At 56.7% G+C, this 14,403-nt stretch carries 16 protein-coding genes; 10 read left to right on the top strand and 6 right to left on the bottom strand.

Annotation, left to right across the window (positions count from 1 at the left end; all coding sequences use genetic code 11):
- The first annotated feature begins 89 nt into the window (after window positions 1-89).
- The 3 genes from metA (at window position 90) to PH5382_RS11630 (ending at window position 2,628) form a co-directional block, all read left to right on the top strand.
- The gene (metA, locus tag PH5382_RS11620) at window positions 90-1,007 is read left to right on the top strand and encodes a homoserine O-acetyltransferase MetA (RefSeq protein WP_058334545.1); all 918 of its coding nucleotides are present in this window, start codon (window positions 90-92) and stop codon (window positions 1,005-1,007) included.
- Between the two features lie 141 nt (window positions 1,008-1,148).
- A complete protein-coding gene (gene ppk2 / locus PH5382_RS11625) occupies window positions 1,149-2,018 on the top strand; it encodes a polyphosphate kinase 2 (protein ID WP_058334546.1) in 870 nt (289 codons plus the stop codon).
- A complete protein-coding gene (locus tag PH5382_RS11630; RefSeq protein ID WP_058334547.1) occupies window positions 2,011-2,628 on the top strand; it encodes a TetR/AcrR family transcriptional regulator in 618 nt (205 codons plus the stop codon). Before ppk2 ends, PH5382_RS11630 begins: the two co-directional genes overlap by 8 nt.
- Window positions 2,629-2,832: 204 nt before the next feature.
- Here the strand turns inward: PH5382_RS11630 and PH5382_RS20330 are convergent, their stop codons facing one another.
- The 4 genes from PH5382_RS20330 to PH5382_RS11650 form a co-directional block, all read right to left on the bottom strand.
- Window positions 2,833-3,444 (bottom strand): CatB-related O-acetyltransferase, encoded by a 612-nt coding sequence (locus PH5382_RS20330; RefSeq protein WP_058334548.1) that lies wholly within the window; start codon window positions 3,442-3,444, stop codon window positions 2,833-2,835.
- Between the two features lie 201 nt (window positions 3,445-3,645).
- Window positions 3,646-4,131 carry a 30S ribosomal protein S9 gene (gene rpsI, locus PH5382_RS11640; protein ID WP_058334549.1) on the bottom strand — a complete coding sequence of 162 codons (486 nt, stop codon included), beginning with the start codon at window positions 4,129-4,131 and terminating at the stop codon, window positions 3,646-3,648.
- A gap of 5 nt (window positions 4,132-4,136) precedes the next feature.
- A complete protein-coding gene (rplM, locus tag PH5382_RS11645) occupies window positions 4,137-4,595 on the bottom strand; it encodes a 50S ribosomal protein L13 (protein WP_058334550.1) in 459 nt (152 codons plus the stop codon).
- Between the two features lie 162 nt (window positions 4,596-4,757).
- On the bottom strand, window positions 4,758-6,161 hold the full coding sequence (locus tag PH5382_RS11650; protein ID WP_058334551.1) for an aminotransferase-like domain-containing protein: 1,404 nt from the start codon (window positions 6,159-6,161) through the stop codon (window positions 4,758-4,760).
- A gap of 95 nt (window positions 6,162-6,256) precedes the next feature.
- Between PH5382_RS11650 and PH5382_RS11655 the strand changes: the two genes are divergently transcribed.
- The 3 genes from PH5382_RS11655 to speE all read left to right on the top strand — a co-directional run bounded on the left by PH5382_RS11655 (window position 6,257) and on the right by speE (window position 8,178).
- Window positions 6,257-6,490, top strand: coding sequence for a DUF1127 domain-containing protein (locus PH5382_RS11655; RefSeq protein ID WP_058334552.1), 234 nt, complete (start codon window positions 6,257-6,259; stop codon window positions 6,488-6,490).
- Between the two features lie 309 nt (window positions 6,491-6,799).
- The gene (gene speD / locus PH5382_RS11660; protein WP_058334553.1) at window positions 6,800-7,306 is read left to right on the top strand and encodes an adenosylmethionine decarboxylase; all 507 of its coding nucleotides are present in this window, start codon (window positions 6,800-6,802) and stop codon (window positions 7,304-7,306) included.
- Window positions 7,303-8,178, top strand: coding sequence for a polyamine aminopropyltransferase (gene speE / locus PH5382_RS11665; protein ID WP_058334554.1), 876 nt, complete (start codon window positions 7,303-7,305; stop codon window positions 8,176-8,178). Before speD ends, speE begins: the two co-directional genes overlap by 4 nt.
- Before the next feature lie 104 nt (window positions 8,179-8,282).
- Here the strand turns inward: speE and PH5382_RS11670 are convergent, their stop codons facing one another.
- Entirely contained in the window at window positions 8,283-9,002 is a 720-nt protein-coding gene (locus tag PH5382_RS11670) for an FkbM family methyltransferase (protein ID WP_058334555.1), read from the bottom strand.
- Between the two features lie 371 nt (window positions 9,003-9,373).
- Here PH5382_RS11670 and asd point away from each other — a divergent pair, with 371 nt between their 5' ends.
- Window positions 9,374-10,267, top strand: coding sequence for an archaetidylserine decarboxylase (gene asd, locus PH5382_RS11675; protein ID WP_058334556.1), 894 nt, complete (start codon window positions 9,374-9,376; stop codon window positions 10,265-10,267).
- 54 nt (window positions 10,268-10,321) lie between these two features.
- Here the strand turns inward: asd and PH5382_RS11680 are convergent, their stop codons facing one another.
- Window positions 10,322-10,744: a PaaI family thioesterase gene (locus PH5382_RS11680; RefSeq protein ID WP_058334557.1), complete on the bottom strand. Its 423-nt coding sequence runs from the start codon at window positions 10,742-10,744 to the stop codon at window positions 10,322-10,324.
- 58 nt (window positions 10,745-10,802) lie between these two features.
- Between PH5382_RS11680 and PH5382_RS11685 the strand changes: the two genes are divergently transcribed.
- From PH5382_RS11685 to gluQRS, 3 genes are all read left to right on the top strand, one after another.
- Complete coding sequence (locus PH5382_RS11685) at window positions 10,803-11,591, top strand: enoyl-CoA hydratase (protein WP_058334558.1); 789 nt, start codon at window positions 10,803-10,805, stop codon at window positions 11,589-11,591.
- Window positions 11,592-12,125: 534 nt separating this feature from the next.
- Window positions 12,126-13,481 carry a methylenetetrahydrofolate--tRNA-(uracil(54)-C(5))-methyltransferase (FADH(2)-oxidizing) TrmFO gene (gene trmFO, locus PH5382_RS11695; RefSeq protein WP_058334560.1) on the top strand — a complete coding sequence of 452 codons (1,356 nt, stop codon included), beginning with the start codon at window positions 12,126-12,128 and terminating at the stop codon, window positions 13,479-13,481.
- A gap of 42 nt (window positions 13,482-13,523) precedes the next feature.
- Window positions 13,524-14,369: a tRNA glutamyl-Q(34) synthetase GluQRS gene (gene gluQRS, locus PH5382_RS11700; RefSeq protein ID WP_058334561.1), complete on the top strand. Its 846-nt coding sequence runs from the start codon at window positions 13,524-13,526 to the stop codon at window positions 14,367-14,369.
- The last annotated feature ends 34 nt before the right edge of the window (window positions 14,370-14,403 follow it).

The following is a 14,403-nucleotide window of genomic DNA, read 5'->3' on the forward strand; positions in this document are numbered from 1 at the left end:
TCTTCAATTGTCACGATCGCTTGCGCACCCTAGCAATCTTGCAGGGCGCGCGGTATCTAAGGCCAAAATCCCAATCGAGCTGTTGCACAATGCCCATCAAGATCCCTTCCGACCTGCCCGCCTATGACGTTCTGACGAACGAGGGCGTCATGGTGATGTCGCCGGATCAGGCCGCGCGTCAAGACATTCGCCCGCTTCGGATTGGTCTGCTTAATCTGATGCCGAAAAAGATCCAGACAGAGAACCAGTTCGCCCGTCTGATTGGTGCTACCCCTTTGCAGATCGAACTGACACTCATTCGGATGACAGAACATCAGACCCGCAACACCGCCGCCGAACATATGGAAGAGTTCTACCATTCCTTTCAGGATGTTAAGGACCAGAAATTCGATGGGCTGCTGATTACCGGCGCGCCGATCGAGCATCTCCAATTTGACGATGTCACCTATTGGCAGGAGCTTTGCGAGGTCTTTGACTGGACCCAGACCAATGTGCAGTCAACCTTTGGCGTCTGCTGGGGCGGCATGGCGATGATCAACTACTTCCACGGGGTGCGCAAACACATGCTGGACCATAAGGCCTTTGGCTGTTTCCGGCATCAGAACCTTGCGCCAGCCTCTCCCTTTTTACGTGGGTTTTCTGATGACTGCGTCATTCCCGTTTCGCGCTGGACCGAGATAAAACAAGACGAAATCAGTGAAAGACCTAGGCTAAAAACCCTGCTTGGCAGTGACGAGGTCGGCCCCTGCCTGGTGCAGGACTGCGATCATCGCGCGCTCTATATCTTTAACCATTTCGAATATGACAGCGACACCCTAAAACAGGAATATGATCGTGATGTCGCCAGTGGCACCGCGATCAACGTGCCGCAGAACTACTATCCTGATGATGATCCAAGCCGGGAGCCGCAGAACCGGTGGCGCAGCCATGCCCATCTGCTCTATGGCAACTGGATAAACGAGATTTATCAAACTACCCCCTATGACTTGAACGACATCGGAAGCTGACGCCTGTATCATAAGGTGGCAGCCAGCCTTCGGCTCTTTCAGTACCAACTGAAAGAATTGGTCATGGTTACGTGAGTAAAAGCGATTCACATTTCACCACGCCTTGCCCTATAAAGGGCTGAGGACAGGAGTGTTTTGACCATGAAACTGCCATTTGACGGCGCCATCAGTCGCTATTTCAAAAAAGAAGCCCCCGCGGAAATCATGACGGCAATCAAAGCCTCCGATAAAGATGATATCCTCGCGCCCAGCTTTCCCTATAAAGACAGGATGGGCCGAAAGGCATATGAACAGGATCTCGAAGCACTCCAGGTGGAACTGGTCAAAATGCAAGCCTGGGTCAAGGCCTCTGGCGCTCGGGTTGCCGTGGTCTTTGAAGGCCGAGATGCTGCCGGAAAAGGCGGCACAATCAAGCGGTTCCGCGAAAATCTCAACCCGCGCGGTGCCCGGGTTGTGGCTCTTGCCAAACCCACCGAGGCAGAGCAGAGCCAATGGTACTTCCAGCGCTATGTCAACCAGCTGCCCTCGGGCGGGGAGATCACCTTTTTCGACCGCAGCTGGTACAATCGCGGGGTTGTCGAACATGTCTTTGGCTTTTGCACGCCAGATCAGCGGGCGCATTTCTTTCGCCAGGTTGGCGGTTTTGAGGAAGCTCTTGTTGATGACGGCATCCTATTGTTCAAATTCTGGCTCAACGTTGGGCGCGCCGAACAGCTGCGCCGCTTTCTGTCGCGCGAAAGCGATCCTTTGAAACAGTGGAAGCTGAGCCCGATTGACGTCAAAGGTCTGGCCAAATGGGATCAGTATTCCCAGGCGATTTCCGAAACCCTGAACCGCAGCCACAGCGACGTGGCACCTTGGAAAATCATCCGTTCGGATGACAAACGCCGGGCCCGGCTCGCCGCTATCCGCACTGTGCTGCACGGTGTCGATTATGACAACAAGGACGCCAAGGCAATCGGCCCTATCGACGCTGACATTTGCGGTGGACCGGACATCTGGGATGTCTAAACGCGGGTATCACCATGGCAATCTTCGCCAGGCTCTTGTTGAGGCTGCCCTAAGCCTGATCGAAGTAAAAGGCCCGACTGGTTTCACCCTTTCCGAGGCCGCCAAACAGGCCGGTGTCACCCCGGCTGCTGTCTATCGGCACTTTGAAGGGCGCGAAGATCTGATTGCGGAAGCCGCGCGTCAGGGATTTTTGATGTTCGCGGATCTGATGCAGCATGCCTATGACAAGTATCAACCCTCGGCTCTGGCTGCGTTTGAGGCCACCGGTCGGGCCTATCTGGCCTTTGCCCGCAAACATCCCGGCCACTATATAGCCATGTTCGAAAGCGGTATTTCGGTGAACCGCACGCCGGAGCTGGCCAACGCCGCCCATCGTGCGCGCAGCATTCTGGAACTTGCGGCCGATGACCTGAGCCAACACATTCCAGAGGACAAGCGCCCGCCGGCCTCGATGTTTTCCGCACATATTCTGGCAATGAGCCACGGCGTGGTCGAGCTCTACGCCCGCAACACTCCAGGAGCCACCTCACCATTTCCTCCGGAAGAGTTGCTGGAAACCGGCATTGGCATCTATCTGCGCGGTCTGGGATTGATCGAACCTGATAAGTAATGTCGCAGGCCTCCTCTGTCACTAGAGACAAGAGCAGCGGCGTTGGAGCCGTCGGGTTCACGCCACTTATAGTGATAGTGCACGCCATTGGTACACAGGACTTTAGCGCACAGGACTTTGCAAGTCGGGAGACGACAAACAAAACGGCCCTAGTAGAGACCAGAGCCGTCTGTTTTAGAGTGTGTTGTTACTTTGGCGCGGATATCAGGCCGCATCTTCTCCGTCCACGTCGACCAGATCGGTGACAATCGAACGCAGGCCTTCCAGCAAACCCTCGTTGGGCGGCATCGAGAGAAGCGGCGCCATTTCCTTGATCAGTTTTTCCGGCAGGTTCCACCACTCCAGCTGCAACAGCCCGGCAACTGTATCCTCATCAAAGCGGCTGCGCAGGAAAGTGGCTGGATTTCCGCCCCAGATTTCGTAAGGTCCAACGTCTTTCGTCACCGTCGAGGTTGCCGCGATCACCGCACCATCGCCAATCGTGACCCCAGACAGGATGGTCACGTCCTGGCCGATCCAGACATCATTCCCAATCACCACATCGCCGTTGCTCTGCGGGTGTCCCTGGATCTCTTCGCCGCCCAGCTCTTCCTGAAAGACATGACCAAATGGGAAGGTCGTGATCCAATCCACCCGGTGGCCGCCGCCCAGAACAACTTTCAGACCTGAGGCCAGAGAGGAAAATGACCCAATACTGAGATTGGCACCGTCACCAAAATGCTGGGTGTCGATCGTCTCGTAACCATAGGTAAACCGGCCGATATTGATCTTGCCATTGCCCAGTGGGCCTTCTTTGAAACTCGCAGGCGAGGTCATAGTTAACTCCTGTTAAACGGGCACTCGTTCTGAGTGTTGGCAGCAGTTCTACGAGAAGTTTCTGAATAAACTTTAAAAATTTTAGCCAGCCTGCCTGGCATTTTGGCCAGACTAGCAGACCAGTCAATCCGGCCAGACCATTCGGAAAAGAAAAAGGGCCCGCCACTGGCGAGCCCCGTAATCCAGAAGGATCTTGATATATTAGCGCTTGGAGAACTGGAAGGAACGACGCGCTTTGCGGCGGCCGAATTTCTTCCGCTCAACAACACGGCTGTCGCGTGTCAGGAAGCCTGCGGCTTTCAGAGCACCACGCAGCGAGGGATCATACAGCTGCAGTGCTTTGGAAACACCGTGCTTGACCGCACCGGCCTGACCGGACAGACCGCCGCCTTTGACGGTCGCGTAGACGTCAAACTGGTCTTCGACACCGGCAACGGTGAACGGCTGGCGCAGGATCATCTGCAGAACCGGACGGGCAAAGTATGTTTTCATTTCTTTGCCGTTGACCACGACCTTGCCGGAGCCAGGCTTGATCCAAACGCGGGCGACCGCGTCTTTACGCTTGCCGGTGGCATAGGCACGACCCAGTGCGTCACGAACGGGCTCACGCGCGATGATGTCTTCTGCGACGGCTTCAACGCCTGCAACGGCGCTCAGCTCTTCGAGAGTGTTGATCTGATCAGTCATCGATATCAGCTCCGCGTGTTTTTCTTGTTCATGGACTTAACATCCAGAACTTCGGGCGCCTGGGCTTCATGCCCGTGCTCGGTGCCAGCATAGATCCGCAGGTTGGTCATCACCTGACGCGACAGGCGGTTGCCTGGCAGCATGCGCTTGACAGCCTGATAGACAACGCGCTCAGGGTGCTTGCCTTCCAGAATTTCCTGCTTGGTGCGGGACTTGATGCCACCGGGGTGGCCAGTGTGCCAGTAGAAGTGCTCTTCGCGCTTCTTGCCGGTCATCTGGATCTTTTCAGCATTGATCACGATGACGTTGTCACCCATGTCCATATGCGGAGTGAATGTGGCTTTGTGCTTACCACGCAGACGCATGGCAATGATCGATGCGAGACGGCCCAACACCACGCCTTCGGCGTCGATGATGATCCATTTCTTCTCGATGTCTGCCGGTGTAGCAGAGAAGGTTTTCATGGCAGGTCAATCCTGTTTGTCGTGACGACGAAGGCAATAGCTCCTTCGCCTGAATTCGATGAAGCGGGTTTACGGGTATCGAATGCACCCGTCAATGCAGCAAACCAAGTTAAAATTAAGCAAAATCAAAGTGTTGCAAAATAGGTATCATAATACCCCAAATCAAACACTGATTTGCTCCGGCGGATTATCCAAAAGAGCCCGCAGGCGAAGCATCGCCTCCTCAAACCGTTTTAGAGAAACATGGCCATTCACAGCAATGCGAACCGCATTGGGCGCACGCCCGTCACGCAGGGCAAATTCATCTGCAGATCGGATCTGAACCCCCGCCGCCTCTGCTGCGCGAGTAAAGGCCGCCGAACGCCACCCTGAGGGCAGCCTAAGCCAGAGAAACGGTACATGATCATTCCAGACCAGCTCAAACCCACCAAGAGCATTCACAGCCACGCGGACATAGTTCGCCATCTCATGGCGCACGTCCCGCGCCAGTACTTTGGTCCTGGGGTCGGATAAGAAAATCCGGCTCAGCTCTGCCAATGGCTGCGCGAGGCCAAAGAAACTGTATTCCGCAGTCCGTCGCAAATCCTGTGCGCGCTCTTTCGGTGCCAAAGCAAAGCCGACCCGCAGGGCTGGGGTCAGGCTTTTGGAAATAGAGCAGACATGCCAAGTCATGTCAGGGGCCAGTGCCCGGTAGCTGGGCGAGCGGGCGTCGCCCATGCGGTAGCAATCATCCTCAAGGATCTGCAGCCCGTGCCGACGGGCCACAGTCAGGATCTCCTGTCGCCGGGCCTGAGGGGTAAAAAGCCCGGTCGGATTGTGCACCTCGGGACTGGTACAAAGGATCGTCGCCCCGGTCTTGCGAATAGCCAGCTCCAGGGACGCGGGTACAATTCCATGTTCATCCATCGCCACGCCAACCACCTTGGCCCGCAGCAGTTCCGCGGCACGCCGAAAGCCGGCATAGGACAGATCTTCGACCAAGAGCACCGGCTGCTGGTCGCGCAACAGCGTTTGCAACACCGTCAGAATGCCGTTCTGCCCTCCATGGGTTAAAACCACCTCGGCCTCCGACAGTGGCCCCAGTGGCTGATCGGACAGCCAGTCCACAACGGCCTGACGTACCGGCAGATAGGCGTCGCGCGTGGGGTAATTCAGATACATCAACGGATCAGCCTTGGCGACTTTCTCCATAGCCTGCCGCAACGCGTCAACCTGGCCGACATCCACAATACGCGGGCTGAACAGGCTGACATGATGCGGGTCCTGCGCCTCAAGCAGGTGCAGCTGGCGGGACCAGACATCGTCCATCACCTGACTCTTCTTTTCCGCAACGAAGGTTCCGCGCCCGACCTCTGCCTGCAGCATACCTTCGTCCGTGAGGATAGAATACGCCCGGGCAACCGTCCCTGGGGTGATCTGCAGCTGGTAGGCCAATTCACGCACCGGTGGCAGTTTGGTTCCGGTTTGCAAGATCTCTTGCGCTATGGCCGCGCGAATGGTGTTCGCCACACGCTGATATTTCGGCCCAGATTGACCTTCCAGGTCCGGCGCCCAAATTGTACCCATTACAATTCACCCTTAGACAGCATGACAATCACATTGTATCAAAACACGACTAACAAATAATCGGGATTGTATCAACACAATAAAGGACCAAGACCATGACACAGCCTGCAACACACAGCCATCCACACATGCCCTACCTGAACAGCCGCCCTGCCCTGCCGGTGCTGGCACAGGTAGCCGTCGCCTTTGCAGTCATGGTAACCAAATGGTCCACCCGCCAACGCACACGCCGCCAGCTGCGCCATCTTAGCGCAGGGCAGCTGAAAGACATTGGGCTCTCTCGCCAGGACGCCCATTATGAAGGAACTCTTCCGTTCTGGCGCCCTTGATCCCCTGGGCAACAGAACCACCTTATGGCCGGGGCCTGTCCCCGGCCTTTTTTATTTTTCGCGCGCACATCTGGGCGGGCAAGCGCAGGCCTTTGCACCTAATCGGTCCTTCCCAACCCACACGCCCAAACCACATGGGCAGACCACATGGGCAATTTCTTAGAGACCTCTTAACGAATTTCCTTGATCGAATCCCGTACCCCGCCTAGATGCGCCTCACTTTCGGTACCGATCCCAACCCCGAATCCGTATTCGGGGGGGCGCTAAGGACCGGCTGGATTTCAATCTACTGGAACGAAGGGGAGTGTCATGAAAGACGCCAACCTCTTCCAACTGGGGATCGGTCTGGAGACAGGCGCCCAAGAGGAAGATACCACCCGCGGAGTAACTCCTGCGAAACTAGAAGCTATTGTGGAAGCGGATCGCGAAGACCATTTCATCCGTCGAGACGGGAAAGTCTTTGCCGGCACCCATCTGATCATCGAAGTGATGAAGGGCACCGGTCTTGACTGCGAGATCCGCATTCAGAATGCCTTTCGCAAATCGGTCGAGGTCTGCGGGGCAACGCTGCTGCACATTCATACCCATAAATTCTCGCCGCAAGGCGTTTCGGGCGTAGCGGTTCTCGCGGAAAGCCATATCTCGGTGCATACCTGGCCTGAAATCGGCTATGGTGCCTTTGACGTTTTCATGTGCGGCGATGCCGACCCGTGGAAGGCCGTCGATGTGCTGAAAGAAGCTTTTGAGACTGCCCATGTCGAGGTGCGCGAACTTTTGCGCGGCGAAGAGTTGATCGCAAAGGAGGTCGCAGCATGAGCGAGGCCACCAAACAAGACGAAAAACAGGTCTGGGTGACAGAAAGCCTGCACGATCACTACGCCCAACGTCTGCGCGTGGATGAAATGCTTTATGACAGTGAGACAGAGCATCAGCGCCTGAAGGTGTTTCAGAACGGCACCTTCGGCCGCATACTGACGCTGGATGATGTGGTGCAGACCACCGAAGGCGACAATTTCATCTATCACGAGATGCTGACCCATGTGCCAATTCTGGCCCATGGCAGTGCAAAACGCGTGCTGATCATTGGTGGCGGCGATGGCGGTATGGCCCGCGAGGCCCTGCGTCATCGCACGGTTGAACACGTCACCATGGTCGAGATCGATGCGGGTGTCGTAGATTTCTCCAAAGAATACCTGCCGATGCTGAGCCAGGGCGCCTTGGACGATCCGCGCCTAAATCTGGTGATCAACGACGGGGCTCTTTTTATGAAAGAGACCAGTGACAAATTCGACGTCATCATCGTTGATTCCACCGACCCCATCGGTCCTGGCGAAGTACTGTTCACCGATACCTTCTACGGTCATGCGGCTCGCGCCCTGACCGAAGACGGCATTATCGTCACCCAAAACGGCGTGCCTTTTATGCAAGGGGACGAGCTGACAGGCACCCTGCGCGCGTTTCAGGCGTTGTTTGCCGATGCCAGCTGTTATCTGGCAACCATCCCCACCTATGCAGGTGGGCCGATGGCTTTTGGCTGGGGCAGTCACAGCAGCACGAACCGCAGCGTTTCGCTTACCGATCTTGAAGCTCGCTTTGCCGCAGCGGGGTTTGAAACCGACTATTACACCCCCGAGGTCCACAAGGCGGCCTTTGCACTGCCGGGCTATGTAAAGAAGCTGTTCCCGTAGTCGGCTCAGAAACTTCCAGACCACGTTTAGGGGTAGGCGCTTGCCTTCCCCTGAACGTTTCTGACCACTGTTGTTTCAGAAGCCCCCCAACGCCAGAGCACCCCCTAGTGACGCAGATAAAGAGCATCGCCGTGACGCGGCACCATTGAGTAAAGATGCGAGATCAACTTGAACCCCTGGGCGCGGAAATGCGCATCGATGTCGTCAAAACTGGCACCGCCTTCATACATCGGCACCCGGCTGACTTCGCATTTACACAGCTCAAACTGTCGCAAACCATCCCCCAGCCCCTGCAGGATCGACAATTCATGCCCCTGCACATCCAGCACCAGCATTGCACGGTCTGCCGAGGTTGGATCGATACCCTGCCCCGCCAGGATCCCCCGCAAGGATTTTGTAGTCATCTCCAGCACCTCACCGGTTTCCCGACTGTGGGGAAATCGCGTCTTGTAGGTCTCTGTGGCAGTGTGAATGGAGGAAGACGATCCATCGTTATTGAAGCGATGAAACTGCAGCTCTTCGCCGGTTTCAGCCGACACCAGAGCACATTCGGTCAGATGACGCGTGGCCCCGTTTCGTGACGCCACAACCTGACACAGCTTGCTATAGGTCGCAGGGTCCGCTTCGACCCAAAGCACGGATTTGGCACCATATCCCTCGTAGACTGCAGCGTCTTCGGCCCAATGCGCACCGATGTGAACGATCAGATCCACCGGAGACAACCGCTGCATTTTCACCTCATAACGGGAGGCTCGGAAATACTTGCGCCAATGATCCGGCACCAGTTTCTTGGCCTGCTTTTCCGCCAGTTTCAAAACTTTCATTCCAAACTCCGCATTCGATTTCTTGGCGATGGCGTCAGCTGCACCGCATCAATCAACTTTCAAAAAATGGCAAAACCACATGCTCCGATCCTGACGGAATGAATTGCGACCGGAACTTACGGTTGCATATCCTGACATCACGGGCGGCAGCTTCACTTTTGGCGCAGAATAAGCGGGGTTCTGCGCCAAAAGAAACCCAAGATCACTGAGAGTCTGCTCGGAGTGTATGATTTTTATAGGCAAAATCGCCGCACTTGAGCTTTACCGCTCCCTTCTGATAGTCGAAGCGAACAGAACTGACACAGGCCAAGTAGGGCCCACGTAGAGGCCAAGTACGGACCAAAGCGGTTTTACAGCTAAGGGCAGACCAGATGAAGAATACTCCAATCCGCGTTGTGAACCGAGAAACCGGAGCCGTTTTCGATGAGGTGATCCTGGGGGAAAAATTGATCCGCTGGGCCTATCAGGATGGCAGTGCCGGTCTGATCGAGCGCCTGTTGTTCCGCTCGCCGCTTGTGAGCCGCCTGATGGGGCGCTGGTTTGACTCTTCCTGGTCGCGTGGCAAGATCCAGTCGGTGATAGACGAGCTGTCCATCGACATGTCCGAAGCGCAACGCCCGGCACAGGATTACAGCTCGTTCAACGATTTCTTTGCCCGCCACCTGACACCCCAATCGCGCCCCTCCAGCCCTGCTGCAGAAGATGTTGTCTCCCCCGCCGACGGGCGCGTACTGGTGTTTCCTAAACTGGACAGGGATGTCTTTGTCCCGGTCAAGGGGCACCCAATGTCAATCACCGCAATGCTGCAAGATGAGGCCGAGCGATTTCTCGGCGGGGCTCTGGCCATCGTCCGGCTTTGCCCCGCTGACTATCACCGCTATCATTTTCCGGCTGCGGGCAAGATCCTGCGCTCTCATGAAATTTCCGGGGCTCTGCACTCGGTGAACCCCATCGCCCTGGGGGCAGGCCCGGATGTGTTTGGCGAAAACAAACGTTGCAATACTCTGATCGAAAACGACCGCATTGGCACCTATTGTTTTAGCGAAGTCGGGGCCTTCGGCGTTGGCTCCATCATCAATACCCGCACCAGTGGCACGGTCGAGAAGATGGAAGAAAAGGGCTATTTCAAATTCGGCGGCTCCACCGTTGTCGTGGTCTTTGAACCCGGCCAGATCGTGTTCAGCGACGACCTGATCGCCAATAGTGCCCAGGGGCGCGAAACCCTGATCAAGGTTGGTCAACCGCTCGCACATGCGCTGAACTGAGCACAGCCTGGCACGGGCTCGAAGCTGACGATCCCAAACGCGCGTTTCAGAGCGCTAGCGTTCCGGAGGGATTGCGTAGGTCATGGTGGAGCGCGCCACCAGCTTATCCGAGCCTTCCGTGAACATATGCACATCGCCCACTGCCAGGCTGCGCCCCAGTTTTAACAGCTGACCTTTGGCAATTATGGCTTTGCCTGCTTCCGGCTTGCGCATAAAATCGAGCGAACAATTGGTGGTGACGGCCAGCGCTTTGCGTCCCAGCCGCGACAAGACCAGCGCGTAGACCGTGACATCCGCGAGCGCAAACATCGACGGTCCCGACACCGTGCCGCCCGGGCGCAGATGCCGGTCTGCCACTTTCAGGCGCATGGTGATGCCATCCTCTGATAGCTGATCAATTCCAAAATCATCTGCCACTTGTGGAAAAATTTCCGCCATATAGGCTTCAAGTCCGCGCGCGTCGAATGCCAATCCCATGCTTTTCCTTCCCTCATTTGCAGCCTAGTGTTCACCCGGAACCTAGAGGGAGAGCAAGATGGCAATTCTGGAACGTGACGACAAAGGTGCAGTAGCGCATCTGCAAATGAATTCCCCCGAACGGCTGAATGCGCTTTCGGACGAAATGCTGGCCGCATTGCAGACCCAGATCGACGTCCTGAAGGACGACAAATCCATCAAGGCCGTTATCCTGTCCGGCATCGGCAAGGCCTTTTGCGCGGGTCATGACATTCGTCAGATGACAGCAGGACGCGACAACGCAGATGGCGGCAAAGCCTATTTCGAGGATCTGTTTGCCCGCTGTACCTCGGTGATGCTTGGCCTGCAGCGCCTGCCGCAACCCGTCATTGCTCAGGTCCATGGCATCGCCACCGCCGCAGGCTGCCAGCTTGTCGCCTCCTGTGATCTGGCCATAGCTGCTGAGGACTGCCGGTTTGGCGTAAATGGCGTCAATATCGGGCTGTTTTGCTCAACACCCATGGTGGCCCTGTCGCGCAACATCCCCCGCAAACACGCCTTTGAGCTGCTGACCACAGGCGACTTCATGATGGCGCCACGCGCCGCCGAACTGGGCCTGATCAATCGCGCCGTCCCTGCGGATCAGCTGGAATCCGAAACCCGCGCACTGGCCGACAAGATCGCAGGCAAGCTGGGGGCTGCCGTCAAGATCGGCAAAGAGGCCTACTACAACCAGCTGGAGATGCCCATCGACGCCGCCTATGCCTATACCAGCGGTGTCATTGTCGACAATCTGATGCAGCGCGACACCGCCGAAGGCATGGCTGCCTTTATCGAAAAACGCGCGCCAGATTGGGAAAAACCCTGAAGCGAAGCGGCCGCATTGGTAAAAAACTGAATTTTCGGAAAATTTTAGGCTTTGTTTACCTTTCGTGAATTATTGTTTCCATATCAGGCCTTTTAAACGAGGCAGGAAAATGGCAAAGATTGGGCACGAGTTGCGACTTGGTTTGCAACACGGACACAATTTGGGCCGCTGCAGCGGAAGGTCCCTCCAACCGGGAATCTCTCTCCCCGGGTGACATTCCCGCGCAGCGGCCCCAAATTCCTCTTCCCAGCCCCTCGAAACAGGTCCTGATCTCCCGAACAGCGCCCGACAGAGCCCTATTGTAGGAAAACAGCCGCTGTCTTCTCATGCGACCCAGCAGTTTCGGAGAAAATGCAGCCATGTAGTGATGGATTGTCTCCCTTTCTGAATGTGGTCATTTTGGTCACCTGCCACCAGTTGCCGAGCCGCAATGCCAAATCTGCCTTGCCTCTTTTGCCCAGTTTCGCCGCCTTGTCGCCACAATTGGCCCCCTGCAATATTGCTTAAGCGCGCGCACTGCCCTATTTGCCCCTCATGACAAAGACATTGCATATCGTGGGCGGCGGCATGGCCGGGTCCGAGGCAGCCTGGCAGGCTGCGAACATGGGCGTAAACGTGGTGATCCACGAGATGCGGCCCAAGGTGGAAACTTTTGCCCATCAGACCGGCAATCTGGGCGAGATGGTCTGCTCCAATTCCTTCCGCTCGGATGACGATGAGCAGAACGCCGTGGGATTGCTGCATTGGGAAATGCGCGCCGCTAATGGCCTGATCATGACAACCGCCGACACCCACCGCCTGCCTGCTGGTGGTGCGCTGGCTGTAGATCGCGATCCTTTTGCTGAAACCGTCACCGCACGGCTCAAGGCCCACCCCAATGTTGAAATCTCCTACGAGGAGATCACCGAACTTCCCGAAGATGGTCATTGGATCTTTGCCACCGGTCCTTTGACGTCCGGCACGCTGGGAAAGGCCATACAGGCCGAAACCGGCGCCGAGGCTCTGGCCTTTTTTGATGCCATAGCCCCAATCATCTACGCTGAAAGCATCGACATGTCGCAGGCCTGGATGCAGTCACGCTATGACAAGGGCGAAACCGAAGAAGAACGCACGGCCTACCTCAACTGCCCAATGACCGAAGCGCAATACGAGGCCTTTATTGACGCCTTGCTGGCGGCGGACAAAACTGAATTTCACGAGGGCGAAACAGCGGGCTATTTTGACGGCTGCCTGCCGATTGAAGTTATGGCGGAACGCGGTCGCGAAACCCTGCGCTTTGGCCCGATGAAACCGGTTGGTCTGACCAACCCGCATCAGCCCGAGGTCAAGGCCCATGCGGTGGTGCAATTGCGCCGTGATAACGCGCTTGGCACGCTGTTCAACATTGTCGGTTTCCAGACCAAGATGAAATATGGTGCTCAGACCGAGGTGCTCAGGATGATCCCCGGTCTTGAGAACGCCAGCTTTGCGCGTCTCGGCGGCATCCATCGCAATACATTCCTGAACTCACCAACCCTGCTGGACAGTGAGATGCGCCTGAAGTCAAAGCCGCATCTGCGCTTTGCCGGCCAGATCACAGGGGTTGAAGGTTACGTTGAAAGTGCTGCGATGGGACTGTTGGCCGGACGGATGGCCGCCGCTGAGATCTTGGGTCAAGAGCTGCCACAGGTGCCGCAGGACAGTGCTATGGGCGCTCTGATCCACCACATCACCGGCGGCGCTGAGGCCAAGACCTTTCAGCCGATGAATGTGAACTTTGGCCTGTTCCGCCCGGTGGACGGATTGAAAGGCGGCCGACGCGGGCGCAAGGATCGCTACAAGGCCTATACAGACCGTGCCAAATTGGCCTGGCAGGACTGGCTCGGTCATTTTCCTGCAACCCCGGTGTGATTGCCCAAGATAGGCCAACCGATTGAGGAGCACGCTTCCCGTATGAGTTACCGTACGCGTTTTGCCCCCTCGCCCACCGGTCCCTTGCATCTGGGCCATGCCTATTCGGCAATACTGGCGTTTGACATGGCCCAGGCCGCGGGTGGGACATTCCTGCTGCGGATCGAGGATATCGACCAAAGTCGTGCACGCATCGAATGGGAAACGCAAATCTTTGACGACCTGCAGTGGCTGGGGCTTGATTGGCCCAGCCCGGTCATGCGGCAATCTACCCGTCTGCCACGCTACCGTGAGGCCTTGGCTCAGCTTGAGCAGCTTGGCCTCACCTATCCCTGCCACTGCAATCGAGCCGATATCGAGGCCGCAGCAGGTGCTCCGCAAGAGGGGGTGCCGCAATTTGGCCCTGACGGACGGATCTACCCGGGCACCTGTCGCAATCGCGCGATGTCGCAGGCCAAGCCCAGTGATGTCATTCGTTTGAATATGGAGAAATCCATCCAGCTGGCGGGCCACGCGAGCTTCAGAGAAACAGGTTCGCAATTTCACGGCCCGCATAAGTTGGACCCGGATCACCTGACCACAGCCGTTGGCGACATCATCCTGGTCCGGCGCGGCATGGGCAGCTCTTATCATCTGTCGGTCGTGGTAGACGACGCCGACCAACACATCAGCCATGTCACGCGCGGGGTGGATCTGTTTGAGGCCACCCAGATCCATGTGCTGTTGCAAACCCTGCTGGCCCTGCCAACCCCGATCTATCATCATCACGTGCTGATCCGTGACGATGACGGTAAGCGATTGGCTAAGCGGGACGACGCCCGCGCCATCGCCAAATACCGCGCCGAGGGCGCGACGCCGCAAGATATCCGAACAATGGTCGGCTTGTAGCCGCTTTTGACATCGAGCCCGGACCAGACGTTCC

This window comes from Phaeobacter sp. CECT 5382, assembly GCF_001457775.1.
GTDB lineage: Bacteria > Pseudomonadota > Alphaproteobacteria > Rhodobacterales > Rhodobacteraceae > Pseudophaeobacter.

Coding starts and splice junctions, on each gene's coding strand:
- speE (WP_058334554.1), top strand. CDS start 7,303: ATGAGCGAGGCCACCAAACAAGACGAAAAACAGGTCTGGGTGACAGAA.
- PH5382_RS11650 (WP_058334551.1), bottom strand. CDS start 6,161: ATGGGTACAATTTGGGCGCCGGACCTGGAAGGTCAATCTGGGCCGAAA.
- gluQRS (WP_058334561.1), top strand. CDS start 13,524: ATGAGTTACCGTACGCGTTTTGCCCCCTCGCCCACCGGTCCCTTGCAT.
- PH5382_RS11670 (WP_058334555.1), bottom strand. CDS start 9,002: ATGAAAGTTTTGAAACTGGCGGAAAAGCAGGCCAAGAAACTGGTGCCG.
- metA (WP_058334545.1), top strand. CDS start 90: ATGCCCATCAAGATCCCTTCCGACCTGCCCGCCTATGACGTTCTGACG.
- PH5382_RS20330 (WP_058334548.1), bottom strand. CDS start 3,444: ATGACCTCGCCTGCGAGTTTCAAAGAAGGCCCACTGGGCAATGGCAAG.
- rplM (WP_058334550.1), bottom strand. CDS start 4,595: ATGAAAACCTTCTCTGCTACACCGGCAGACATCGAGAAGAAATGGATC.
- speD (WP_058334553.1), top strand. CDS start 6,800: ATGAAAGACGCCAACCTCTTCCAACTGGGGATCGGTCTGGAGACAGGC.
- PH5382_RS11680 (WP_058334557.1), bottom strand. CDS start 10,744: ATGGGATTGGCATTCGACGCGCGCGGACTTGAAGCCTATATGGCGGAA.
- PH5382_RS11685 (WP_058334558.1), top strand. CDS start 10,803: ATGGCAATTCTGGAACGTGACGACAAAGGTGCAGTAGCGCATCTGCAA.
- asd (WP_058334556.1), top strand. CDS start 9,374: ATGAAGAATACTCCAATCCGCGTTGTGAACCGAGAAACCGGAGCCGTT.
- rpsI (WP_058334549.1), bottom strand. CDS start 4,131: ATGACTGATCAGATCAACACTCTCGAAGAGCTGAGCGCCGTTGCAGGC.
- PH5382_RS11630 (WP_058334547.1), top strand. CDS start 2,011: ATGTCTAAACGCGGGTATCACCATGGCAATCTTCGCCAGGCTCTTGTT.
- trmFO (WP_058334560.1), top strand. CDS start 12,126: ATGACAAAGACATTGCATATCGTGGGCGGCGGCATGGCCGGGTCCGAG.
- ppk2 (WP_058334546.1), top strand. CDS start 1,149: ATGAAACTGCCATTTGACGGCGCCATCAGTCGCTATTTCAAAAAAGAA.
- PH5382_RS11655 (WP_058334552.1), top strand. CDS start 6,257: ATGACACAGCCTGCAACACACAGCCATCCACACATGCCCTACCTGAAC.